Origin of the sequence: Rhodococcus sp. 077-4, from assembly GCF_047782425.1 — a bacterium.
Lineage (GTDB): Bacteria > Actinomycetota > Actinomycetes > Mycobacteriales > Mycobacteriaceae > Rhodococcoides.
This window is the reverse complement of the sequence record NZ_JAJPWC010000002.1, coordinates 551,734-576,024: the sequence shown is the minus strand read 5'-3', so window position 1 is coordinate 576,024 and position 24,291 is coordinate 551,734. Positions and strand designations below refer to the sequence as shown.

General features: G+C 64.6%; 22 protein-coding genes. 10 read left to right on the top strand and 12 right to left on the bottom strand.

Going from position 1 to position 24,291, the window contains the following annotated elements; genetic code table 11:
- Positions 1-143 precede the first annotated feature (143 nt).
- The 3 genes from ACNEOT_RS11935 to ACNEOT_RS11925 are packed head-to-tail and all read right to left on the bottom strand — an operon-like array spanning position 144 to position 1,758.
- Complete coding sequence (locus ACNEOT_RS11935; RefSeq protein ID WP_415974248.1) at positions 144-707, bottom strand: AAA family ATPase; 564 nt, start codon at positions 705-707, stop codon at positions 144-146.
- Positions 704-1,351, bottom strand: a complete 648-nt coding sequence (locus ACNEOT_RS11930; protein WP_415974247.1) for a class I SAM-dependent DNA methyltransferase — start codon at positions 1,349-1,351, stop codon at positions 704-706. The genes ACNEOT_RS11935 and ACNEOT_RS11930 overlap by 4 nt, the downstream gene beginning before the upstream one ends.
- 5 nt (positions 1,352-1,356) lie before the next feature.
- On the bottom strand, positions 1,357-1,758 hold the full coding sequence (locus tag ACNEOT_RS11925; protein WP_415974246.1) for a VOC family protein: 402 nt from the start codon (positions 1,756-1,758) through the stop codon (positions 1,357-1,359).
- Positions 1,759-1,990: 232 nt separating this feature from the next.
- Here ACNEOT_RS11925 and ACNEOT_RS11920 point away from each other — a divergent pair, with 232 nt between their 5' ends.
- Positions 1,991-2,497 carry an alpha/beta fold hydrolase gene (locus tag ACNEOT_RS11920; RefSeq protein WP_415974245.1) on the top strand — a complete coding sequence of 169 codons (507 nt, stop codon included), beginning with the start codon at positions 1,991-1,993 and terminating at the stop codon, positions 2,495-2,497.
- A gap of 109 nt (positions 2,498-2,606) precedes the next feature.
- On the opposite strand, the gene ACNEOT_RS11915 is transcribed toward ACNEOT_RS11920, so the two are convergent.
- Positions 2,607-3,143: a nucleotidyltransferase family protein gene (locus ACNEOT_RS11915; RefSeq protein ID WP_415975106.1), complete on the bottom strand. Its 537-nt coding sequence runs from the start codon at positions 3,141-3,143 to the stop codon at positions 2,607-2,609.
- A 174-nt stretch (positions 3,144-3,317) separates the two neighbouring features.
- Here ACNEOT_RS11915 and uraD (ACNEOT_RS11910) point away from each other — a divergent pair, with 174 nt between their 5' ends.
- From uraD (ACNEOT_RS11910) to pucL, 4 genes are read left to right on the top strand one after another with little or no spacing between them, the layout of a single operon-like run.
- Complete coding sequence (uraD, locus tag ACNEOT_RS11910; protein WP_415974244.1) at positions 3,318-5,222, top strand: 2-oxo-4-hydroxy-4-carboxy-5-ureidoimidazoline decarboxylase; 1,905 nt, start codon at positions 3,318-3,320, stop codon at positions 5,220-5,222.
- A gap of 10 nt (positions 5,223-5,232) precedes the next feature.
- Entirely contained in the window at positions 5,233-5,736 is a 504-nt protein-coding gene (uraD, locus tag ACNEOT_RS11905) for a 2-oxo-4-hydroxy-4-carboxy-5-ureidoimidazoline decarboxylase (protein ID WP_415974243.1), read from the top strand.
- Entirely contained in the window at positions 5,733-6,059 is a 327-nt protein-coding gene (gene uraH / locus ACNEOT_RS11900) for a hydroxyisourate hydrolase (protein WP_415974242.1), read from the top strand. The genes uraD (ACNEOT_RS11905) and uraH overlap by 4 nt, the downstream gene beginning before the upstream one ends.
- 1 nt (position 6,060) lies before the next feature.
- On the top strand, positions 6,061-6,981 hold the full coding sequence (gene pucL / locus ACNEOT_RS11895) for a factor-independent urate hydroxylase (RefSeq protein ID WP_415974241.1): 921 nt from the start codon (positions 6,061-6,063) through the stop codon (positions 6,979-6,981).
- A gap of 9 nt (positions 6,982-6,990) precedes the next feature.
- Here the strand turns inward: pucL and ACNEOT_RS11890 are convergent, their stop codons facing one another.
- Together ACNEOT_RS11890 and ACNEOT_RS11885 are read right to left on the bottom strand one after the other, a co-directional pair.
- Positions 6,991-7,623 (bottom strand): DUF2461 domain-containing protein, encoded by a 633-nt coding sequence (locus ACNEOT_RS11890; protein ID WP_415974240.1) that lies wholly within the window; start codon positions 7,621-7,623, stop codon positions 6,991-6,993.
- A gap of 9 nt (positions 7,624-7,632) precedes the next feature.
- Positions 7,633-9,201, bottom strand: a complete 1,569-nt coding sequence (locus ACNEOT_RS11885; protein ID WP_415974239.1) for a PucR family transcriptional regulator — start codon at positions 9,199-9,201, stop codon at positions 7,633-7,635.
- Positions 9,202-9,368: 167 nt separating this feature from the next.
- Here ACNEOT_RS11885 and ACNEOT_RS11880 point away from each other — a divergent pair, with 167 nt between their 5' ends.
- A complete protein-coding gene (locus tag ACNEOT_RS11880) occupies positions 9,369-10,181 on the top strand; it encodes an FAD binding domain-containing protein (protein ID WP_415974238.1) in 813 nt (270 codons plus the stop codon).
- Positions 10,178-12,892, top strand: a complete 2,715-nt coding sequence (locus ACNEOT_RS11875) for a molybdopterin-dependent oxidoreductase (RefSeq protein WP_415974237.1) — start codon at positions 10,178-10,180, stop codon at positions 12,890-12,892. Before ACNEOT_RS11880 ends, ACNEOT_RS11875 begins: the two co-directional genes overlap by 4 nt.
- Here the strand turns inward: ACNEOT_RS11875 and ACNEOT_RS11870 are convergent.
- The 3 genes from ACNEOT_RS11870 to ACNEOT_RS11860 form a co-directional block, all read right to left on the bottom strand.
- On the bottom strand, positions 12,864-13,301 hold the full coding sequence (locus tag ACNEOT_RS11870; protein ID WP_415974236.1) for an Lrp/AsnC family transcriptional regulator: 438 nt from the start codon (positions 13,299-13,301) through the stop codon (positions 12,864-12,866). The two genes, ACNEOT_RS11875 and ACNEOT_RS11870, sit on opposite strands and share 29 nt — an antisense overlap.
- A 97-nt stretch (positions 13,302-13,398) precedes the next feature.
- A complete protein-coding gene (locus ACNEOT_RS11865) occupies positions 13,399-14,109 on the bottom strand; it encodes a lysostaphin resistance A-like protein (RefSeq protein WP_415974235.1) in 711 nt (236 codons plus the stop codon).
- The gene (locus ACNEOT_RS11860) at positions 14,109-15,293 is read right to left on the bottom strand and encodes an NAD(P)H-binding protein (RefSeq protein WP_415974234.1); all 1,185 of its coding nucleotides are present in this window, start codon (positions 15,291-15,293) and stop codon (positions 14,109-14,111) included. Before ACNEOT_RS11860 ends, ACNEOT_RS11865 begins: the two co-directional genes overlap by 1 nt.
- Before the next feature lie 54 nt (positions 15,294-15,347).
- Between ACNEOT_RS11860 and ACNEOT_RS11855 the strand changes: the two genes are divergently transcribed.
- A complete protein-coding gene (locus ACNEOT_RS11855; protein ID WP_415974232.1) occupies positions 15,348-15,956 on the top strand; it encodes a ribulose 1,5-bisphosphate carboxylase large subunit in 609 nt (202 codons plus the stop codon).
- Between the two features lie 7 nt (positions 15,957-15,963).
- On the opposite strand, the gene ACNEOT_RS11850 is transcribed toward ACNEOT_RS11855, so the two are convergent.
- Together ACNEOT_RS11850 and ACNEOT_RS11845 are read right to left on the bottom strand one after the other, a co-directional pair.
- The gene (locus tag ACNEOT_RS11850) at positions 15,964-16,485 is read right to left on the bottom strand and encodes a DUF1992 domain-containing protein (protein ID WP_415974230.1); all 522 of its coding nucleotides are present in this window, start codon (positions 16,483-16,485) and stop codon (positions 15,964-15,966) included.
- Between the two features lie 105 nt (positions 16,486-16,590).
- Positions 16,591-16,842 carry a hypothetical protein gene (locus ACNEOT_RS11845; protein WP_032397441.1) on the bottom strand — a complete coding sequence of 84 codons (252 nt, stop codon included), beginning with the start codon at positions 16,840-16,842 and terminating at the stop codon, positions 16,591-16,593.
- Positions 16,843-16,938: 96 nt separating this feature from the next.
- Here ACNEOT_RS11845 and ACNEOT_RS11840 point away from each other — a divergent pair, with 96 nt between their 5' ends.
- Together ACNEOT_RS11840 and ACNEOT_RS11835 are read left to right on the top strand one after the other, a co-directional pair.
- On the top strand, positions 16,939-21,516 hold the full coding sequence (locus tag ACNEOT_RS11840; protein ID WP_415974228.1) for an ATP-dependent helicase: 4,578 nt from the start codon (positions 16,939-16,941) through the stop codon (positions 21,514-21,516).
- A 45-nt stretch (positions 21,517-21,561) separates the two neighbouring features.
- Positions 21,562-22,344, top strand: a complete 783-nt coding sequence (locus ACNEOT_RS11835; RefSeq protein ID WP_415974226.1) for a DNA-formamidopyrimidine glycosylase family protein — start codon at positions 21,562-21,564, stop codon at positions 22,342-22,344.
- A 148-nt stretch (positions 22,345-22,492) separates the two neighbouring features.
- On the opposite strand, the gene glpD is transcribed toward ACNEOT_RS11835, so the two are convergent.
- Positions 22,493-24,223, bottom strand: coding sequence for a glycerol-3-phosphate dehydrogenase (glpD, locus tag ACNEOT_RS11830; RefSeq protein ID WP_415974225.1), 1,731 nt, complete (start codon positions 24,221-24,223; stop codon positions 22,493-22,495).
- Positions 24,224-24,291: the final 68 nt, after the last annotated feature.

Here is a 24,291-nt window from a genome sequence, read left to right as displayed (position 1 = left end):
CCAAAAGACGTGCCACCCCAGGCGCATGAGACGCGGCAGTCGAGATCAAAACACCACTTGGAAACCGGTTTGAGCCACCCAACTCTATGCAGCAACCTCACCTCGCACCCCGAAAGTGACGTGACCATTTGACACACAGATCCTCAATTTTTCGCAACAAAGATCAGTCGATCGGTGAACCACCGATCCACCTCGGCGAGCGAGCGGAATCGCACGATTGTCAGCTCTGGGCGGCGATCACTTAGTCTCTGCACCCGCTCGGTAGTCAACCGATAGGTCCTCCACGCCCATCGAATGATGTGGTCGCGATCGAAGAAGATCCGATACAACGGCGGCTCGATATTGCCGTTCCACAGCTCATGCCTGCCGAACCGGCGTCGCACGGTCCGAATTGTCACCTGCCGCATCACAGCTCGACGCGGCAGGTCGAGCCACAAGACCAGGTCGGCGCGATCGGCGAGACGGTCTCGGACGTACTGCCATTCGGTGATCCACGCCGGGCGCACGAGAAACTCGTCGACATCGGACTCGAAGGTGGGACGCGGCGTCCACTTCGGGCCGTGGAACAGGCTGTCGATCTCGATGTGCTCGATGTCCAGCACGAGACCGACCCGCTCTGCCAACGTCGTCTTGCCCGAGCCGGCCGTCCCTGCCACCACGATTCGTGCGGGCCGATGCCGCAGGACGGCGTCCGGTCCGACGATCACGACCCCGTTGTTCGTTTGCGGGCCAACAGATATGCCTGCGGTGTGCGTTCGTAACCCATCGGAGCTCGATGCACGCGGATGTCCACCTCGAAGTTCGTCTCGCCGAGCATGACCGCGACCGCGTCGGGATCGAGTCGATACGAGTCGTACGAGACCGAATGCCCGTACGCCTGCTCGAGGCGCACTCGCTCGTTGCCGGCCTGAAATGCCAACAGCAGCAGACCTTCCGGCACCAGTACCCGATGCAGTTCTGTGAATATCGTGGGCAATTGCTCCGGAGGAGTGTGAATGATCGAGTACCAGGCAACTATTCCGGCAACGGAGCTGTCCCCCGCGTCCAACGCCTCCATCGATCCGATACGGAACGGCAGATGCGGGTATTCGCGCCGCGCGACCTCGATCATGTTGGGCGACAGGTCGATTCCGGCAATCTCGAGCCCGAGGAGGTGCAGTTTTTCGGTGATGCGGCCGGTGCCGCACCCCACTTCGAGAACGTCTCCGCTCTGCACCCGGTCCGCGAACGTCGCCAACAGTCCGTGCTCGAGATGCCGCCCGTCGAGTTCGTCGCGAACCAGGTCGGAGTAGCTCTCGGCAACGGTATCGTAGGCGGCCCTCGTCATCGAAACGTGCTGCTGCTCGGTCACAGTGGCTACGGTACCGGCTCACCCTGCGCTGTCAGGTACGACTGCGTCAACATCTCGAAGAAGTGCCCGGTTGGGTCGCGGAAGTACACTCCGCGACCACCATGTCCGGTATTGACAGTGCCGGGCCGGGTCATCCGAGGGTCGGCCCAGTGTTCGACACCGACGCTGACCAACCGGGCGTACGCCGCGTCGAACAAATCCTCGCTGACCCGAAAGGCATAGTGCTGGAACTGAATTTCCTCTACCGGTGGTTCGGCGAATTGAATGAGAGTGCCATCGGTGAGTTGCACATTGACGAACGGTCCCCATGACGGTGCCTCTGGAAGTGCGAACAGGTCGCGAAAGAACGCCGCCGAGACCGAGCTGTTCTTCGCGGGAATGATGGTGTGGTCGAACGAGATGGACATGCGCTGCCTCCTGGGCAGTACGACGCCTCCATGCCTGACGCAGTCCGTCATCGACACGCGACGCTGCGCCAGATGGTTCCACGAGCCGTTGTTCTGCGTCAACCCCTCGTGCGCGTTTTGCGTACTCAGGGATACGCAAAACGCGCACGGCAGGATTGTGTACCGACCGGTGACTTCGCGGCGACGCGGTGGTCTTCTTCGGTGACAGCATTGCCGAGGGAAGGAACCCAGCATGGTCGGTCGACTTCTGTTCGTTCATGGTGCCGGCGGATTTCTGGACGATGCCGATTTGGCCCATGGATTGGCTCGGACCCTGGGCCTCGATCTGGATATGCCGAAATTGTCCGACGGCGCCATGGGGTTCGAGGACTGGGCCGAACCGATTCGTCTACACCTGAACCGGCTCGGGCCCGAGGATGCGGTGATTGCGCATTCCTTCGGCGCATCGATCCTCGTCAGGGTCTTGGCAGAACATCGCCGGGAGCGACCCCTGCGAGCCACTCTGCTGGCAATGCCGGACTGGACTCAGCGTGGGTGGGACGTTGCCGACTACGCGTTCACCGACCCGAAGCCCGAGACCGATCTGACACTCCTCCACTGCCGCGACGACGAGGTGGTTCCCATTTCTCACCTGGCGCTGAACTCGAAGGCTCTCCCGTCGGCGAGAGTGATCGAGTTCCCGACCGGTGGTCATCAGTTCGACGGGCTGATCGAGGCAATCGCCACCGAGATTCGCTGACTCGGGTGTCCCCGCGGGGACGCTTCCACGGATCCCGCCGGTGCCTCTGGAAGTCCATCCTCGTGCGCGTTTTGCGTACCTATGAGGACGCAAAACGCGCACGAGGGGGTTACCGATAGTCGTGGTCGATTCCCGTTGCCCATTGCGAACATTCGACGGCAATCACGTCGCCTCTCCCCCGCAGGAAATCCCGAGCACCTGTGTCTCCCGACGCGGATGCGGCGGCTTCATCGAAATGTCGCCGGGCGAGGACCACCGGATGACCGGGACGCCCACCGAACACTGCCCTGGCGAGACCGGTTTCCTGCGCTGCCGCGAGCACTGCCTGCACCACCTCGGGGCCGACGTCCGGGGTATCGACCACATGCACCACCACGTACTGCGCGTCGGAAGCCGCCGACAGCCCGGCCACGAAAGACGCGCTCATACCCTGCTGCCAGTGCGGCGTGTGCACAGCCACAGCACCGTCGGGAATCGGTGCATCGGCCGCGCCCAGCACCACGACCACGCGATCACAACCGCCGTCGCGTAGTGCCTGCACCGCGGCCACGAGCCACAGCCCGTCGTGAGCGAGCACTTTGGGCGATCCGTATCGCGTTCCGGCACCAGCGGCCAGCAACACTCCGACGGCACGGTCCGACACGATGGCCCCTTTCACCGTTCACTCGGTGTTGGATGTTCGCACAACGTCCACGTCGAGCAGGTCGAGAAGTTTGTGCGCGCTCGACTAGCGAGGATAGGCGCGATGACCGATTCTTAGTGAACTTCTCCTGCAGCGTCGCAGGAATCCTGCCCTGTTGCTTCCGCGAGGTGCCCACCCATGTCCGTCAAGCCCACCACACGCACACGCGTCCATCCCGTCGACGAAGTTCTTCCGGTTCCGAAACTTGCCGCCTACGGGTTCCAGCACGTCGTCGCGTTCTACGCCGGCGCTGTGTTGGTGCCGATCATCATCGGCAGTGCGATCGGACTGACCAACGAACAGTTGATCCATCTGATCAATGCAGACCTGTTCACCTGCGGCATCGCGTCGATCATTCAGTCGATCGGATTCTGGAAGATCGGCGTCCGCCTACCTCTGCTCCAGGGTGTGACGTTCGCCGGCGTCTCTCCGGTCATCGCGATCGCGATGGCGAACGGCGGCGGCACCGAGGGGTTGCTGTACGTCTACGGTGCCGTCATCGTCGCCGGTCTCGTCACGTTCTTCATGGCACCGTATTTCAGCAAGCTGCTGCGCTTCTTCCCGCCGGTGGTGACCGGCACCGTCATCACGATCATCGGGGTGGCGTTGCTGCCGGTCGCCGTCAACGATGCGGTGACCAATCCTGCGACGCACGAACAGGATCCGACCAACGGCCGGTGGATGGCGTATGCGATCGGCACACTGCTGATCATCGTGTTGATCCAACGGTTCTTCAAGGGCTTCATGGCGACCATCGCCGTGCTGCTGGGACTGGTGATCGGCAGCGGTGTCGCGTTCACGTTGGGAGACATGAACTTCGACGGCACCTCGGAGGCATCTTGGATCGGCTTCACGCAGCCCTTCCTGTTCGGTGTGCCCAAATTCAGTGTCATCGCGATCGTTTCGATGATCGTCGTGATGCTCATCATCGCCGTCGAAACCACCGGCAGTGTGTATGCGACGGGTGAGATCGTCGGCAAGCGCATCAAGAAGGACGACATCGCAGCGACGTTGCGCGCTGACGGAGTGGCCACCGTCATCGGCGGTACGTTCAACTCGTTCCCGTACACCGCGTTCTCCGAGAACGTCGGACTGGTTCGCCTGACGGGTGTTCGGAGCCGGTGGGTGGTCGCGACGGCCGGCGGCATCATGATCCTGCTCGGGCTGCTACCGAAGACGGCAGCCGTCGTGGCATCCATCCCGCCGCCCGTGCTCGGCGGCGCAGCACTTGCCCTGTTCGCGACCGTCGCCGTCGTCGGAATCCAGACGCTGTCGAAGGTGGACTTCACCGACCACCGCAACCTGATCATCGTCGCGACGAGCCTCGGACTGGCGATGCTCGTGACCATTCAGCCGACGGTCTCCGAGGGCGTACCGGACTGGCTGGAAATGCTGTTCGGCAGCGGCATCGTCCTCGGTGCGGTTTCGGCAATCGTGCTCAACGTGTTGTTCTTCCACATCGGCAACCGCGGTCAGGCCGTTGCGGGTGGTCCGGGTAAGGGCATCACTCTCGACAAGGTCAACGAGATGTCCTCCGAGGAGTTCGCTGCCACGTTCGGCGGGTTGGTGCAGGGCACCCCGTGGGTGGTCGAACGCGCGTACCAGCAGCGGCCGTTCGCAGATGCTCACGGTCTACGCGAAGCCTTCCAGGAGGCACTGTTGGCCGGCACAACCGAGGAACAGATCGAGCTGATCAACAGCTACCCCGATCTCGGCAGCGAGGACGCCACCGGCACTCTCAATGCCGCAGATCACGTCGGCCTGTCCAACCTGGAGGAGGACGAGCACGACAACATCGTCCAACTGGCCGCCGAATATCGCGAACACTTCGGCTTCCCGTTGGTGATCTGCGCGCGCGAGACCGAACGCTACGATCGAGTCCTTGCCAACGGCTGGTCACGCGTCGAGAACGCACCGTCGGCGGAGCGGTCGTTCGCGATGATCGAGATAGCCAAGATCGCGAACTACCGGTTCGACGATCTCGTGGCCGATGCCAACCCGATCGCGGCCGCGCGGTTCGGTCGCATCAACGACTTCAGATAGCGAGCCAGATGTGCTGCACGAATGGATAGGGCTCGACGGGTTCAATCGGCTCAGTGATCGGCAGGCCATGCACGCACTCTACGAGTGCTGCGCGTCGTCGATCTGGGCCCGCCGAGTCGCCCAAGGCCGCCCCTTCGACAGTCGAGACATGCTGTTGGACAGAGCCGATCGAGTGCTCGCCGAGTTGCCCGAGGCCGAGATCGATCATGCGCTCGACGGCCATCCCCGAATCGGAGGGAAGGCCGACAACCCGTCGTCCAAGCGCGAGCAAGCCGCGGTGACCACTGCAGGTACCGAGGTGCTCGAGAAGTTGGCAGCGGGAAATCGCGCATACGAGGACAAGTTCGGGCACGTCTATCTGGTATGCGCCACCGGCAGATCCGCGGAGGACCTGCTCGCTATCCTCGAGGAGAGGCTCGACAACGATGCCGATACCGAAAGACGGGTGCTCCGCGTGGAACTGGCCAAGATCAATCGAATTCGCCTCGGCCGCATGCTGGGTCCGGAGCAGTGACCGGACTGTCGACGCACGTGCTCGATGCCACCTCGGGCACGCCCGCAGTGGGGATGCGGGTACGACTGTTCCATCCCGAGAAGGGCGAGATCTCCACGGCCACCACTGACGGGGACGGCCGCATCGGTGAGGTGGTTCCCGCGCCGATCGATCCGGGCGTGTACCGCCTCTCGTTCGACACCGCCCGCTATTTCGAGGCGACATCGACACCCACTTTCTACCCGGAGGTGTCCATCTCGTTCGCCGTCACCGACCCCGACGCCCACTATCACGTCCCATTGCTGTTGTCCCCCTTCGCTTATTCGACCTATCGCGGGAGCTGACATGACCGACCTGACCGGAAAGATCGTCCTCGGTTCCAACCAGTACGGCAAAGCCGAGAACCGCGTGGTGCGGATCTATCGTGACTCCCCACGACACGAGATCCACGACATCAACGTCTCGAGCGCTCTGCGCGGGAACTTCTCGCCCGCGCATCTGGTGGGTGATCAGTCCAACGTGCTCCCCACCGACACCCAGAAGCAGACCGCGTACGCGTACGCGAAGACGAAGGGACTGCTGCATCTCGAGAGCTACGGCCTCGATCTGGCTCGCCACTACGTCGACGACGTCGAGCCCGTCGAGGGTGCCCGCATCGAACTCGAGGAGTACGCCTGGGCGCGTGCGGTGATCGACGGCGTCGAGCACGATCACACATGGACCCGTAAGGGCGAGGAGATCCGAACGTCGGCGGTGACGGTGGAAGGCAAAGGCGATGCGCAGCAGACTTGGGTGATCAGTGGCTTCAAGGACATGGTGATTCTCAAGTCCACGGGTTCGGAGTTCCACGGCTTCCTCGAGGACGACCTGACGGTTCTCGAGCCCACGACCGACCGGGTGATGGCGACGTCTCTGACGGCCCAGTGGCGCTACACCACCACCGATGTGGAGTGGGACGCCGTGTACGCGGGCGTGAAGGCGGCGATGATCGAGCGGTTCGCCAATCTACAGTCCTTGGCACTGCAGCAGACGTTGTACGCGATGGGCGAGGCGGTGCTCGAGAAGTACCCGTTCATCGCCGAGATTTCGATGTCCGCACCGAACAAGCATCACTTCGTCTACGACCTGGGCAGGTTCGGTATCGAGAACAACCTCGAGGTGTTCAACGCCGACGATCGGCCGTACGGCCTGATTCAGGCAACCGTCGAGCGCGAGGATGCTCCCGATGCCGGAAGTGCCTGGTGGACATACTCTGTCGTCGGGTAGGCGCTGCGCTCACGTGTGCAGAGCTGCAGTCCATTCGACCAGTGGGGTCAGGGCCCGCCAGGCATCGCGCACCTTCGTTGCGGCCTTGGGTGTTTCCAGCCAGGCGGGTGAGCCGAAATGTTTACCGGCCGTGAGTGACTTGTGGCGCAGCAGGTCTATGCGAGGGTGATCGAGCTCGTATCCTCGCGGCTTGGTTTTCAGCTTGTCGCCGCCGATTTCGTAGCCGGCCTTCGTCAGCGTGGCCAGAATTGCCTCGAGCTCGGCTCCGCGGACGTCGTCGTCCACGGTCCGGCGGTAGCGGGCAACGCCCTCGGTCGTAGAGTTGTAGAACCCGCCTGCAACGAACAGTCCGGCGGGGTCGATCTGCACGTAGTAGCCCAGACTGTCACCGCGAGCGACGAATCCGCCCTGATGGGTCTTGTACGGGGTCTTGTCCTTGGAGAATCGGACATCTCGGTAGGGGCGGAAGACCTTGGCGCTGCCGAACTCCGGTTCGAGGGTTGCGAGCAATGCCGTCATCGGCCCCTTGATCGCACTGTCGTAGACATCCTTGTGCTCGCTCCACCAGAGCTTGCTGTTGTCGGCTTCGAGATCTTCGTAGAAGTCGAGGGCAGCGAAGGGTATTCCGGTGAAGCCAGTCATTGCTCGATCCTATGCCGCCCCGGTGGCCGAGGAACGAGGGACGGATTGCAGCGCGAGGTAGACATCGAGCCGGTCCGAGGTCGAACCCAGATCGCGGCCAAGCAACTCCTCGACCCGCTTGATTCGATACCGGACGGTGTTGAGGTGCACGTGCAACGACTCGGCTGTGCGGTTCCACGATCCGCCGGTGGCCAGGAACTCGCGGAGAGTATCGGTCAGACCGGCATCGGTGCGCCGGTCGTAGTCGAGCAGAGGAGCGAGAACATGGTCGACGAAGGACCGACGCACATCGTCCGGCAGAGCCGAGAGCATCGACACCGCCGAGGTCAGTTGCGCGCCGGCGGTGACGGTCACCGGGCTCGACCCTTGTCTGCTGACTTCGAGCGCGTGACGGGCCGATCGCAATGCCCCGTCGACGGTGATCCCTGTTGCTTCGGAGCTGACGCCCACCAGTAGACGGCTGTGCCCGATTCCGGAACCCAAGCGCGTCAGTCGAGTTCGCAGCGTCTGCGTGAAGTTCGGATCGTCGGTGTTGACGATCGCGACGATGTCGCCGTGCGTGCTGCACCCGACACAACCGCCGCCGAAGGAGGTCAGGGTGTCGCTGAGAACTGTCCGCAACATCTCGCGCAGGTCGATGCGCCCGCTGTGCACGACCCTGACGACCACCAATGAGCGGTCCGGGTCGACACCTGCCTGACGCAGACGAGTGAGGGCTTCGGGCCTGGTGCTGTCGGCTTCCACCAAGGCCACTGCCTGATCGGCGATTTCGCGTCGAACCAGCCGTCCCTCCTCGCGTCGTGCACGATCGAGCGCGGCGATAGCAGCGAGCTGCCCGAACGCGTCGGAGATGGCGGGCGGGAACGTCGTCATGTCCCCCGCCACCGCCAGGAACCACCGCGTGGTTCTCTGCACGAGCGCCGGACCGATGCCGAAGATGCTGTAGGTCCCACCGTCACTGAGTGTGGTTGTCGCGGGCAGTCTTTCGGACGAGAGTGCAGCGTGAGTCAAGGTGTCGACATCGGTGTCGGAGAACGCCGAGACCTCGGCCACCAGACGCCTGCCGGTTGCGGTGAAGATCAGACACGCCATGCCGGTTGCCCGAGAGGTGTGCAGCGCCAACTCGTCGAGCGCCCTACCGTCCGCGATGGCCGTGAGCAGCTGACGTTGGCGAACCAGAGATGTGTTCAGCGAGGCAATGCGATCGCCGGTGACGCGGCCGACGAGAAATTCTGTCACCTCACCGAACGAGACGGTGTCCGGAATCGCGAGCAGGGGCAACCCGTTCCGCTCGCACGCGTCGATCAGGTCTTGTGGAATGTGGCCGAGCAGCCCTTCGCCTGCGGCCAAGGCCGAGGCCCCGGACCGGGCGACGGCTCGCGCGAACACCTCGCTGTCTGCGGGCGTTCGACGCCACACCACACCGGTGATGACCAGCTCCCCTCCTGCGATGTAGCGCGACGGGTCGGGCAGATCGGTCGTGTACGTCCACCGCAACGTGCGGCCCAGGGCGTCGGCATCGGAGGTGAGCAATCGAATGCCGAGCTGTGTGGCGTCGAGCAAGTCCTTGACCTGCACTGCTGCGCCTCCCCGCCTCGGCCCCGCTGAGCTTGTGGAAAGGCACAGTATGTGTGAGTTGTTTCCTCCGAGTTTCGGGCGTATCGCGTGACGACCGAAGATCGGTAACAGATACTCGTTAGAGTTCGAGGTGACATTCGCCGGCGAAGACGAGGTGAACGAAGGCCATGGATCTCGGCACGGTCGACGATGTTCTGCTTCCCGGCTCCCGCGCGGACCTGCCGCCGGGACGCTCGGACACCGCTGTGCTCGCGGGCGGCACCTGGCTGTTCTCGGAGAAACAGGATCATCTGCGCACCCTCGTCGACATCACGGCCCTGGGCTGGGAGCCTGTGACCGTCACCGAGACCGGACTCGAGATCGCCGCCACGTGCACCATCGAGACGCTGGCGCGTTTCGATTCGCCCTGGCCGGCCACAGCACTGTTCCCCCGTTGCGCAGCAGCGTTGTTGGCCTCGTTCAAGATCTGGAAGACCGCAACGGTCGGCGGCAACATCGCACTTGCCCTGCCTGCCGGTGCGATGATCTCGCTGACCGCCGCGCTCGACGGCGTCGGGCAGGTGTGGTCGGGTGATGGTCCCGACCACGACTACAGCATCGCGATCGACGACTTGGTCACAGGTCCGCACGTCAATGCCCTTCGGCCAGGAGAAGTGCTGCGCAGCATCACGATCCCGCGGCATGCGCTCGAATCGAGAACGGCGATGCGCAAGCTCGCCCTCTCGCCTCTCGGTCGTTCCGCCGCCGTGGTGATCGGCCGAGTCGACGCCGACGGCGTCTTCGTCCTGACGGTCAGCGCGGCGACCGTCCGTCCGTTCGTGCTGCGTTTTCCGGCTCTGCCGACGGCAGGCGAGCTCGAAAACGCGCTCGCCGACACCATCGAACCCGAGGAGTGGTACGACGACCCACACGGGGCACCCGACTGGCGGCAACACATCAGTTGTGCTGCTGCGCAGCAGATTCGCGAGGAGTTGTCATGATCGTCGATATCAACGGTGTACCGACCGACGTCGCTCCCCGGCCGGGTCAGTGTCTGCGCACCATGCTCCGCGAGCACGAGCACTTCGAGGTGAAGAAAGGGTGCGACGCGGGCGACTGCGGCGCATGTTCGGTACTCGTCGACGGCGAGCCCGTGCACTCGTGCATCTTCCCCGCGTTCCGTGCGGCAAACCGGTCCGTCACCACCGTGGCGGGGCTCGGCACACCGGACGATCTTCATCCGACCCAGAGTCGCTTCGTCGAGGCAGCCGGATTTCAGTGCGGGTTCTGCACAGCCGGAATGGTTGTCACCGCCTCGGCCCTCACCGAGGACGATCTGGACCATCTTCCCGAGCGGCTCAAGGGGAATCTGTGCCGCTGCACCGGGTACCGCGCAATATCCGACGCGGTCTGCGGGGTCGTCAACACCGAGAAGCCCGTCGACGGTCCGGCGTGCGGACGATCCATCGCAGCTCCCGCGAGCGCGCGCATCGTCACCGGAACCGAGCCGTACACCCTCGACCACACCCCTCCCGGTTTGCTGCACGCCAGTGTTCTCGGCAGTCCACACGCACACGCGCGGATCGTCTCCATCGACACCGCTGCGGCAGAGCGGGTCCCCGGCGTGCACCTGGTCCTGACTGCGAAAGACAGCCCGGCCATGGCCTTTTCCACGGCCCGCCACGACCGCCGCGTCGACGATCCGGACGACACCCATGTTCTGGACACCGTCGTACGCTTCATCGGCCAGCGGGTGGCGATCGTGGTCGCCGAATCGATCGCGGCCGCTCAGGAGGGTTGCAGCGCCCTGGTCGTCGAGTACGACGTGCTGCCCGCAGTGTTCGATCCCGAGTCCTCGCTGGCTCCCGATGCGCCGAAGATCCACGGAGACAAGGACGCGTCGGCGCGGATCGCGGATCCGTCTCGCAATCTGGTGGCCGAATTGCACGGCAGCACCGGGGACGTGGACGCCGCAGTGTCCAGTGCCGCGGCTGTGGTCACCGGACGGTGGACGACTCAGCGAATCCAGCACGTACATCTGGAGACCCACGGCACCATCGGCTGGCTCGACGAGACCGGACAACTGAACCTGCGCACCAGTACTCAGGTTCCGTTTCTGGTGCGGGACGAGATCTGCGAGATATTCGGATTGGCACGCGATCGCGTACGTGTGTTCACCGCGCGGGTCGGTGGCGGCTTCGGCGGTAAGCAGGAGTTGCTGACCGAGGATGTCGTGGCGCTGGCCGTATTGCGGACCGGTCGACCGGTGCAGTTCGAGTTCACGCGCACCGACGAGTTCACCGTCGCACCCTGTCGCCATCCGTTCCGGGTCGATGTCACCGCCGCCGCGAGCGCCGACGGTACGTTGACCGCGCTGTCGATCGATGTTCTCACCGATGCCGGTGCCTACGGCAATCACAGCGCGGGAGTGATGTTCCACGGCTGCGGCGAGTCGGTCGCAATCTACCGGTGTGCCAACAAGCGTGTCGACGCGAAGACCGTGTACACCAACAACATTCCGTCCGGAGCGTTCCGCGGCTACGGGTTGGGACAGGTGATGTTCGCGATCGAATCGGCGATGGACGATCTCGCGCGAAAACTCGACATCGACCCGTTCGAGTTCCGCAGGCGCAACGTGATCGTCCCCGGCGACGACATCGTCGCCGCACACCGGGAGGAAGACGACCTCCAGTTCGGCAGCTACGGACTCGACCAGTGCATCGACCTCGCCGAGGCCGCCCTGCGCCGAGGCAACGGTGAACACGCACCGGCAGGCTGGAAGGTCGGCGAAGGCATGGCGGTGGCCATGATCGCGACCATCCCACCGCGTGGTCACCGCGCCGAGGCCTCGGTGGCACTCCTCCCCGAGGGTCGCTACGAGATACGCGTCGGGACAGCGGAATTCGGCAACGGAACCACGACAGTGCACACGCAGATCGCGGCGAGCGAGCTGTGCACATCGGTCGACCGCATTCGCATCCATCAGTCCGACACCGACTCGGTCCCCTACGACACAGGAGCCTTCGGGTCCGCAGGCACCGTGGTGGCGGGCAAGGCACTGTATGCGGCGGTTCGCGCGATGTCGGCTCGGATCCTCGACCTGGCGGCCACCGCGACCGGTCACCGCAATTCGGACTGCACACTCGGACCGGAGGGCGTGCGGTGCGGCGATCGCTTCATCACTCTCGACGACATTCTGGCGAAGGCGGGAGGCACCCTCGTCACCGAGGGCACCAGCGGCGGTCTTCCACGGTCGTTGGCGTTCAACGTGCATGCGTTCCGAGTGGCGGTGCAGGAGGAGACCGGCACCGTGAAGATCCTGCAGTCGGTGCAGAGCGCGGACGCGGGGACGGTGATCAACCCGCAGCAATGCCGCGGCCAGGTCGAAGGCGGAGTAGCGCAGGCGATCGGCAGCGCACTGTACGAGGAGATTCGCACCGACGGTGCGGGTCTGGTGACCACCGATTCGATTCGCAGCTATCACGTCCCGCAGTTCGCGGACATTCCTCCGACGGAAGTTCTGTTCGCGGACACGTACGACCGGCTGGGTCCGTTCGGCGCGAAGTCGATGAGCGAATCCCCGTACAACCCCGTCGCACCGGCCTTGGCCAACGCCATCCGCGACGCGGTCGGATCCCGGTTGCACGACCTACCGATGTCCTCGGACCGGGTGTGGCGAGCCGTCAGCGGTCGTAGAACGTCTGCAGAATGATCGTGCTGCGCGTCTGCACGTGTGCAGTTGCCCGGATCTGCTGCAGCAAACCCTCGAGCGCCCGTGGCGACTCGACACGCACCAGCAGGACGTAGCTCTCCTCACCGGCAACCGAGTGACACGACTCGATGGCCGTCAGGTGCTTCAACCGCGCCGGAGCGTCGTCGGGTTGAGCCGGGTCGATCGGTGTGATCGCGACGAACGCGGACAACGGTCTACCGAGTGCCTCCGGATCGACCTGCGCCGTGTACCCGCGGATGACACGTCGCGATTCCAGCCGTCGAACTCTGGATTGCACGGCCGATACGGACAGGGAAGCCTTCTCCGCCAGCGTCGCCAATGTCGCGCGGCCATCCGAGACGAGCTCGTCGATGATCAAGCGATCGACGCGATCGAGATTTTCACTCACCTGCGCAATGTAGCCCAGATCGGCGACGAATCAGCGCAGGCGTCCGTTTCTGCTGGTCGAATCGGTGCTTGTGCCTCTTTCTGTGCGATCACCGGGATCACACGAAGAGGGGCGGTAGCGCGAGAACCATGACCGCCGACCAACTGACGTGCGTGAGAATCGGCGCCAGTATTCCGCCGGACGCACGTCGCTGCAGGCCCATCACGTAACCCAGCAACACTGCGGCGAATCCCAGCATCGGGTTGCCCGACGCGAGAGTGGCGATGGCATAGACGACCGTCGAGATGATCACCGGATGTTTGACGCCGATGGCGGAATACAGCGCCCCTCTGAAGAAGATCTCCTCGGCCACACCGTTGATCAGCGCGATGAACACGATCAGCACCAGCGAACCCACCCGGGCGTGCGCCAGTACGTTCTCGGTGAAGTCGGCGAGCGGCGGAATCTGCCGAACCACGAGACCACCGAGCATGAACACCCCGCCGACGGCCAGACCGATGAGGATGGGGGTCACTATCGGTCGCCTGATCGATCCTCCGACCTGTATGCGCCCCAGATGCAGTGGGCCCGAGAGGAATCCGCCCACCATCCACACTGCGGCAAGCACGAGTGTCAATGCGTAGAACGACGGGTCACCCGGTTCGAGCTTGAGCGAGAAGTAGAGAACCGTCGCACCGATCACCAAGGTGATCAACACGATGATGCGCCGCTTGCGAAACGCTGCGTCGGACTCCTTGTGATCGCGTTCGACCGGATCGACCAGAGCGGACTTCATCACGTTCAGCGCGGTCGTGGACCACGTTCCCATCACGCCTCCTCGTTGTCGGTCAGTCGGCGCACGGCCGACCTCGCGCGTCGATTCACGCCTGCCACCACGTCCAGATTGGTCCGTACCGCTGCCGCAACGGGCTTCGAGGACAACAGTCGACGCCCACCGAGGGCCTCGATCAATCCCCACGTCCGGTCCGACGACGCTGCGACACCGCGCCGCCTGATTCCCAACGCGTCACCGCCGCTCCACGCCGCGTCGGTGTCGGCCAACCGCAGCGGATCCTTCAGCGCGCACACACCGGGAGGCTCGCCCACCATTCCCCGCACACTACGGGCCATCGCGTCGACGATGGTGGTGAGACCTCGGGGCGGGTCGGGGACGAGCTCGCGAATGCGACTCTCCGACGTCGTCATGGTGTTGTGCAGCGACCCCACGAGGTCCTCGGCCAGGCCTGCGGGCACCGGAATGATCTTTCCGATCACCTTGCCCGCCAGCGAGGTCGGCACCAGCGGCACCGGAACCCCGATTCTCTGAAGGCCCGCGGCCTCGACGTACGCGAACACGAGGTCGCGATAAGGCACCACGTCCGGTCCACCGATGTCGTACGAACCTGCGGGAACCGTCTCGGAGTCGGCGGACGCCACCAGGTAGTGCAGCACGTCGTCCACCGCGATGGGCTGCACGGGCTCGGCGAGCCAACTCGGCAGCGGCAGCACAGGTAAGCGGTCGGCGAGGTAGCGCAACATTTCGTACGACGTCGAGCCGGCACCGAGGACGATGGCCGCCCTGAGCCACACCAGCTCGACGCCGTCCACCGTCAGAGCTTCTCCGACGTCCGCGCGACTGGCGAGATGCTCGGACAACTGGGCGTCGTCGGGAACGAACCCACCCAGATAGACGATCCGGCGCACTCCAGCTCGCGCAGCGGCCGCGGCGAATTGCTCCGCAGATCTGCGGTCCTGAGCTCGGTAGTCGTTTTCGCCGATGGCGTGCACCAAGTAGTAGGCCACGTCGATGGTACCGGAATCCGCGAACGCGGCTGCACAGGATTCCTCGTCGCCGACGTCGAGAGCGACGGCGGTGACGGAGTCGTAGAAGTCGAAGGTTCGCAGGTTGTCCGGCGTGCGGGAGCCGACCACGACCTCGGCGTCGTCGGCCAGCAGCGCTGCCACCAAACGCGACCCGATGTATCCGCTGGCACCGGTGACGAGCGCTCTCATGCGTCGAGGCTAACGGCACTCGGGGCGTTTCGTCGGTATGGCATTGTCGCTCCTATGGCTCTGGTGTTGGCAGGCGTGGTTCTTCCCGATCCTCTCGGTACCGAAACGGTGCTCCGGCGCGGAGTTGCGGTGGCGCGGGCCGGTGCGGGCTGGATGCTCACCACGACCGCTTTCGCGCTTACCCTGCCCGGCCGAATCGAAGCGCTGCTGAGTCGTATTGAGATGTTGATGACACGCATCGATCACGTGATCGACTCGGCCGACGCAGTGGTCGCCAGCGTGCAGCGAACAACCGGCGCTGCCGACGACGTGGTTGCATCGGCCTCGGCCGCATCGCGGTCTGCGCTGGAGCTGATCGAGCTGTTCGATCCCATTGCCAAGAAGTCCGAACCCATGGCCCGCAAATTCGTCGACAATCTGTCCGAAGACGAGGTCGACGCCGCCATCGCCATGGTCGATCAGCTACCGGGACTCCTCGACCACATGGAGGCACTGCTTCCCATCCTCGCCACTCTCGACACCGTCTCCCCCGAGATCCACGAGCTCCTCGGAGTCACCAAGGATGTCCGACGCGCGGTCATCGGCATTCCGGGATTCAAGTTCTTCCGAAATCGAGGCGAGGACAAACTTGCCGACGAAGAGCGCGACGCAGAGAAGCAGTAACCAGGCCTCAGCGTCGCCGGGAGAACGACGCGCGCAGTCGCGTCCACCAGGGCACCCCTGAAGGACCCGTCGTGGCGGTCGATCTCGCTGCCGAATGCGCGGTGTGTTCGCGCTCGAGCCGATCGACTTCGGCGCGGTTGGTCCGCCAGCTCTCGATCCAGGTCTCGACGTCCACCGGGCCGAGCGGCACGATCGGCGGAGTCGGGAACCGAATCCAGTCGACGATGCGAGCGTTCAACTCCTCCAACACATCTCGCACCGAATCCTCGCGCCGAATGTCGATCAGCGTCGACGGCAACCGCTCGATCTCCTTGCGCAGCTGCAGTGCAGTGGGCAGCAGCGCATCGGCGGGCAGGTTTTCCCGTTTCAGGTAGCCCCTCACCCACCACAGCTCGTCGCCGGGATCGCCGACCGGAATCGGCTTGCCTGCACCTTCGAGGCCCTCGAACGCACCGTTGTCCTGCGCCTGACGAATCTGCTTGTCCACCCAGGACTCGAACGTGACTCCTGGCTTCTTGCGTTCGGTCACCCCGTCGACTGTAGATCCGGTGCCACGCTCTGCGCCACGTATGCGAACGCGACGAAACCCCGACCCAGTGCGCGGGCCGGGGCTGATGTCACACAGCGACGCTGGTCAGCCGTACTCGGCGACCAGTCGATCGAACTCGTCCCGATCGATCACCTGTGGCTCGTTGATGGCGAGAGCCTGCGCGTACTTGCTCGCCAGGTGGTAATCGCGGCCGAGCGGCCCCTGCTCGGCGTCGTCCTCGTCGGACTGGATGCTCGCTCCCGGCGGTACCTCGTTCTGCAGACCATTCGTCTTGCTGCCGAGCAGAGCGTCGAGTTTCGCGGAAATCTTCTGCATGATCTCTTGGTCGTCGGTCATGAGAGCGGGGTACCCGAATCGCTCGAATCGACACAGTTTCGCGACGGGGAAACTGCGCGAGGATTATCTGTCGGTGCCCGGGGGCATGATGATGGGATGGCCAGGCACAGTACGGGCACCGACACGGCGGGCGAGCTGTCGGTGATGGAGAAGTTGTCGCGGCCCACCCGTGAGTGGTTCTCCGGCGCTTTCCCGGCTCCCACATCGGCGCAGTTGGGTGCGTGGTCGTCCATTTCGAGTGGTTCGCACACCCTCGTGGTTGCTCCGACGGGCTCGGGTAAGACGCTCTCGGCCTTCCTGTGGGCCCTGGACGAGCTGGCGCAGCTGGGTGCGGACAGCACCCGCAAAACCAAGGTCCTCTACATCTCGCCGCTCAAAGCCCTTGCCATCGATGTCGAGCGCAACCTGCGCGCGCCGCTGGTCGGCATCACCCAGACCGCCAAGCGCCTCGGCCTGAACCCGCCCGAGATCTCGGTCGGTGTGCGATCCGGCGACACCAGTGCCGCCGACCGCAGGAACATGATCAAGACTCCCCCGGACATCCTGATCACCACCCCGGAGTCGCTGTTCCTCATGCTCACCTCGGCCGCGCGAGACATCCTCGCCGAGGTCGACACGGTCATCGTCGACGAGGTGCACGCCGTCGCAGGCACCAAACGTGGCGCGCACCTGGCGGTGTCCCTCGAGCGGCTCGACGCGATGCTGGACAAGCCCGCGCAGCGCATCGGCCTGTCTGCGACGGTGCGCCCCCACGAGGAAGTCGGCCGCTTTCTGGCCGGTGCGGCACCCATCGAGATCGTCGCCCCACCGGCAGCGAAGACCTTCGACCTGACGGTTCAGGTGCCGGTGGAGGACATGACCGAGCTGGGCGTCACCGACCCCAATGCCGACACCTCCGCCGCTCCCCCGGCGCAGGGGTCGATCTGGCCGCACGTCGAGGAGAAGATCGTCGATCTCATCCTCGAGCACAAGTCGTGCATTGTCTTCGCGAACTCACGTCGTCTCGCGGAACGGCTCACCGCGCGACTCAACGAGGTGTACGCCGAACGCATCGGCGACGGCGTCGAGACGCAACACAAGCCACCGTCGCAGGTCGGCACTCCGGCCGATGTCAACCACGGTGCCGACCCGCTCCTCGCCCGGGCGCACCACGGCAGCGTCAGCAAGGATCAGCGCGCGCTGATCGAGGACGACCTCAAGACCGGCAGGTTGCGCTGCGTCGTCGCCACCAGCAGCCTCGAACTCGGAATCGATATGGGCGCAGTCGATCTGGTGGTTCAGGTCGAGGCGCCGCCCTCGGTGGCGAGCGGGTTGCAACGCGTCGGACGCGCGGGTCACCAGGTCGGCGAGATCTCCAAGGGTGTGTTGTTCCCCAAGCACCGCACCGACCTCATTCATTGCGCCGTCACCGTCGAACGCATGACGTCGGGCAAGATCGAGGCGTTGTTCGTTCCCGCCAACCCACTCGATGTGCTGGCGCAGCAGACGGTTGCGGCCTGCGCTCTCGAACCGATCGATGCCGAGGACTGGTTCGATTCCGTCCGTCGCACAGGCAGTTTCGCCACCCTGCCCCGTTCGGCCTACGAATCGACGCTCGACCTGCTCTCGGGCCGCTACCCCTCGGACGAGTTCGCAGAACTGCGGCCGCGGCTCGTGTGGGACCGTGACGCCAACACGCTCACCGGCCGCCCCGGGTCGCAGCGATTGGCCGTCACCTCCGGCGGCACTATCCCGGACCGCGGGCTTTTCACCGTCTACATGGTGGGCGAAAAGCAATCGAGGGTGGGCGAACTCGACGAGGAGATGGTCTACGAGTCGCGAGTGGGCGACGTGTTCGCGCTCGGTGCCACCAGCTGGCGCATCGAGGAGATCACTCACGATCGGGTGCTCGTCAGTCCGGCGTACGGCCAACCCGGCCGGCTCCCCTTCTGGCACGGCGACGGATTGGGTCGACCGGCCGAGCTGGGTCAGGCCCTGGGCGAATTCCTGCGGAGTACAACCGATCGCAGCAACCTGGCCGAGCGGCTGAGCTCCGACGGTCTCGACGCCAATGCCGTCAACAACCTCATCGCGTTGCTCGACGAGCAGCTCGAGGCCACCGGCCAACTCCCCACCGACAAGACGATGATCGTCGAGCGGTTCCGCGACGAGCTGGGCGATTGGCGGCTGGTACTGCACTCCACCTACGGGCAGCAGGTCCACGCGCCGTGGGCACTCGCAGTCGGCGCGCGCTTGATCGAGCGATACGGCATCGACGCCGCTCCCACGGCATCCGACGACGGCATCATCGTCCGGCTTCCCGACACCGACGACCAGCCACCGGGCGCGGAACTGTTCGTGTTCGAGCGCGACGAGATCGCCGACATCGTCACCGAGCAGGTCGGCGGATCGGCGCTGTTCGCGTCCAGATTCCGCGAATGTGCCGCGCGCGCACTGCTTCTCCCCCGCCGCAATCCAGGCAAGCGTGCGCCGCTGTGGCAACAGCGGCAGCGATCTGCTCAGTTGCTCGACGTGGCACGCAAGTACCCGACGTTCCCGATTCTGCTCGAAACCGTCCGCGAGTGCTTGCAGGACGTGTACGACCTCCCCGCCCTCGAAGACATCATGGCCAGAATAGGTCGACGCCAGATCAGAATCGTCGACGTCGAGACGCCGTCACCGTCGCCGTTCGCCAATTCACTGCTGTTCAATTACGTCGGCGCATTCATGTACGAGGGCGACAGCCCACTGGCCGAACGCCGTGCCGCCGCACTGTCACTGGACTCTGCGCTCCTGGCCGAGTTGCTCGGACGCGTCGAACTGCGAGAGCTACTCGATGACAGCGTCATCACCACAACAGAACTCGAACTACAACGCCTCCCGGAGGACCGCCACGCCAAGGACATCGAGGGCGTCGCGGATCTGCTGAGGCTCCTCGGTCCGCTGACCGTCGAGGAGGTCGGCCTCCGCACCGACGGCGACGAATACTCGCAGTGGCTCACCGAACTCGCCGATGCCAAGCGAGCCATGGAGGTGTCGTTCGCCGGCAGAACCTGGTGGACGGCAATCGAAGACGCCGCTCGGCTGCGCGATGCCTTGGGCGTTCCGCTTCCCATCGGTACTCCCGCCGCATTCATCGAACCCGTCGACGATCCATTGGTCGACCTCATCAGCCGGTACGCCCGAACCCACGGACCGTTCACCCTCGACGATGCGGCGGCGCGCTTCGGGGTCGGCACCGCCGTGGTACGCGACGTCCTGCGCAGACTCGCCGTGGACAAACGCGTCGTCGAGGGCGAATTTCGGCCCGGTGCCACGGGCAGTGAGTGGTGCGACGCCGAAGTTCTGCGGCGTTTGCGGCGTCGGTCGCTCGCTGCGGCCCGACAAGAGGTCGAGCCCGTCTCCACCGCCACCCTCGGCCGCTTCCTGCCCGCCTGGCAGCACGTGGACAGTCGACGGCTGAGCGGGATCGACGGCGTCGCGACCGTCATCGAACAACTTGCGGGCGTTCCTGTTCCGGCCTCGGCGTGGGAGTCTCTCGTACTCTCGTCGCGGGTGACCGATTACAGTCCGGCGATGCTCGACGAGCTCACCTCCACCGGCGAGGTGTTGTGGTCGGGGCATGGCGCGATCTCGTCCAAGGACGGTTGGGTGAGCCTGCACATGGCCGACACCGCACCGCTCACTCTGGTGCCGGCAGCCGAATCGGACCTGTCGGAGTTGCAGATTCGCATTCAGGACGCGGTCGCGGGCGGCGGTGCCTACTTCTTTCGTCAGCTCTCGGACACGGTCGGCAGTACCGACGACACCGCACTGCATGCCGCATTGTGGGAGCTGGTGTGGGCAGGCCGCCTCAGCAACGACACGTTCGCTCCGCTGCGTGCCCTACTCAATTCGACGACCACGCGCTCGGCCCCGAGTCATCGCGCACCCCGTCGCACACCGCGGTTGCGCTCCTACCGGCAGTTCGAGCGACCGTCACTGCCCACCCGCACCGGTCCGCCGACTGCGGGCGGGCGGTGGTCGCGGTTACCCGAACTCGAACCGGACCTCACCGTCCGCGCTCACGCCACCGCCGACGTGATGCTCGAGCGATACGGCGTGGTGACCCGCGGTTCGGTGATGAACGAAGGGGTCCCCGGCGGATTCGCCACGATGTACAAGGTACTCACAGGGTTCGAGGATTCCGGTCGGTGCCGGCGCGGCTATTTCGTCGACTCCCTCGGAGGCGCGCAGTTCTCGACCTCCGACGTGGTCGACCGGTTACGCAGCTACGACGAACCGAAGAAGAGTGCCACCGCGGTCGTGCTCGCGTCGTGCGATCCGGCCAACCCGTACGGCGGTGCACTGCCCTGGCCCAAAGCCGGCAGCGTCGAGGCCGGTGCCGGAGAGACCGCGGACGAGACGACGAAACATCGTCCAGGCCGCAAGGCAGGCGCACTGGTCGTGCTCGTGCGAGGCGAGTTGACGATGTTCGTCGAACGCGGCGGAAAATCAGTGCTGACGTTCGGCGAGAACGCCGAGGACATCGGTGCCGCGGCAACCGCATTGGCCGCAACCGTCCGCCGCGGCGGAGTCGACAAACTACTCGTCGAGCGGATCAACGGACACGACATTCATGGGACCGATTTCTCCAAAACCCTGACCGAAGCCGGCTTCTCGGCAACCCCGCGCGGGCTCCGCCTACGCCGCTGAATCAGCCGACACCCGCAAGAAGAACCGGAGAGGACACCGACACCGATGCCCGAGGGCGATACCGTCTGGCGCGCGGCCAACACACTGCGTGCCGCGTTGGAGGGCCAACAGTTGACGCTGTGCGATGTGCGTGTACCACGTTATGCCACAGTCGATTTCACCGGAAGAATTGTGGACTCCGTCGCCTCACGCGGGAAGCACCTTTTGATTCGGGTGGGCGACTACTCCATTCATTCGCATCTGAAGATGGAGGGCACCTGGCACGTCTACGCACTGGGTGCTCGCTGGCGCCGACCCGCCTTCCAAGCGCGCATCATTCTGAACACCGCGAACGCGCAGGCCATCGGGTTCGAACTCGGCGTACTCGACATCATCGAGAACGAGGACGACGCCGTCGGATACCTCGGACCGGATCTACTCGGTCCCGACTGGGACCCGGACGTGGCTCTGTCCAATCTGGAGTCGGATCCGAATCGCCCGATCGGACTTGCCCTTCTCGATCAGCGCAACATCGCCGGCCTCGGCAACGTCTATCGCAACGAGATCTGCTTTCTGCGTGGCGTCGACCCACGCACCCCGGTCGTCGAAGCCGGCGACCTGAGAAAGATGATCGACCTGTCCTTCCGCACCATCACGGCGAACAAGAATCGCAATCAACGCGTCACCACCGGAGATCGGCGACCGGGCCGGCATTTCTGGGTGTACGGCCGCGAGAACAAGCCGTGTCGACGCTGCGGAACCACCATCGAGTTCGGTCTGATCGGAGACAACCCACTCGAGGAGCGGCAGATCTACTCCTGCCCGCACTGCCAACCTCTACCGACCTGACGGCCGACTGTCAGGCGGGACCAAGCCTGTTCACAGCTTCGGCCATCACGATGGACCGCATGCTCACACTTGCGATACTCACCCTGCTGATCATGGCCGTCTCCGGCGCGACGGCAGCTCGCGCTCCCCGAACGCTGGTCAGAACGCGTTAGACCGTACGGACAGGCTCGAGGATTTCCTGCCGTGCTTCGGGAGCGACGATGCGTAGTGCGTCCGCCGATTCGTCGTCGGGCTGGCGCTGCGATTCGATCTCTGCCTCCACGCGAGCGCGGTATGTCTCCACTTCACGGTCGACCGCTGCCTCGTCCCAACCCAGGATCGGTGCGATCAGCGCCGCCACCTGACCTGCGCAGTTCATTCCGCGATGCGAGTACTCGATCGAGATTCGAGTGCGACGCGAGAGCACGTCCTCGAGGTGCAGTGCGCCCTCCGCAGCCGCGGCGTAGACCACCTCCACCTGCAGGTAGGCCGGTGCATCGGTGAGCGGTTGCAGCAGTTCGGGTTTGCCGTCGGCCATGGCCAACACCTCGTCGATCAGCGAACCGTATCGATCCAACAGGTGCGTCACCCGATGCGGATGCAATTTGTACACCTCGCCCAGATGAGGTGCCTGATTGACCAACGCGAAGTAGCCGTCGGCACCGACGAGGGGAACCTTTTCGGTGATCGACGATGCCACTCGCACCGGAATGTCCTCGGCGGCCAGATCGACAGCATCCTCGGCCATCACGCGGTAGGTCGTGTACTTACCACCCGCGATGGCAACGAGGCCGGGGGCAACCCGCGCAACAGCGTGTTCGCGCGACAGCTTGGAGGTCTCGTCGCTCTCGCCCGCCAGCAGCGGACGCAAGCCCGCATAGACGCCGTCGATGTCCCCGTGCGTGAGCGGCGTGACGAGCACCGTGTTGACTTCGCCCAGGATGTAGTCGATGTCGGCCTTGGTGGCCGCCGGGTGCGCGAGATCCAGATTCCAATCGGTGTCGGTGGTGCCGATGATCAAGTGCGCACCCCACGGAATGATGAACAACACGGATTTCTCGGTGCGCAGAATGATCGCGGCCTCGCTGACGATCCGATCGCGAGGCACCACGATGTGTACGCCCTTGGAGGCGCGCACGCGGAACCGTCCGCGCATGTTGGACAGCGATTGGATCTCGTCGGTCCACACACCGGTGGCATTGATCACCACGTGGGCACGCACCTCGGTGGTGGCACCGGTCTCCGAATCACGCACTCGCACACCGGATACCCGATCGGCCTCACGTAAGAAGCCGACGACCTGGGTGGACGTGCGCACTACGGCTCCGTAGTGGGCGGCCGTTCTGGCGACGGTCATGGTGTGCCTGGCATCGTCGACGACGGTGTCGTAGTAGCGGATTCCGCCGATCAACGACTTGCGCTTGATGCCGGGCGACATGCGCAGTGCACCGGACCGCGTCAGATGCTTCTGCTGCGGTACCGATTTGGCCCCGCCCATCCGGTCGTACAGGAAGATGCCTGCCGCGATGTACGGGCGCTCCCACAGACGATGCGTGAGCGGAAACAGGAATTTCAGCGGCTTGACCAAATGCGGTGCGAGCGTGGACAGCGAAAGCTCGCGTTCGTGCAACGCCTCCCGGACGAGCCCGAACTCGAGCTGCTCGAGGTAGCGAAGCCCGCCGTGGAACATCTTGGACGAACGAGACGACGTGCCCGACGCATAGTCGCGCGCCTCGACGAGGGCCACCTTGAGCCCACGCGTCGCCGCGTCGAGGGCCGCACCGGAGCCGACGACGCCGCCGCCGATGACCACCACGTCGAATTGCTCGGTGCCGAGTTGGTCCCACGCCTCCACCCGCTGGGTGGGTCCGAGGAACTTCGTATTCGATCGGTTGCTCACTTCGAACGCTCCCTCTCCTTCGAAAATCCCCGCGCACTGCTTGCACGTCAGGCTACCGCCCCAGGTCG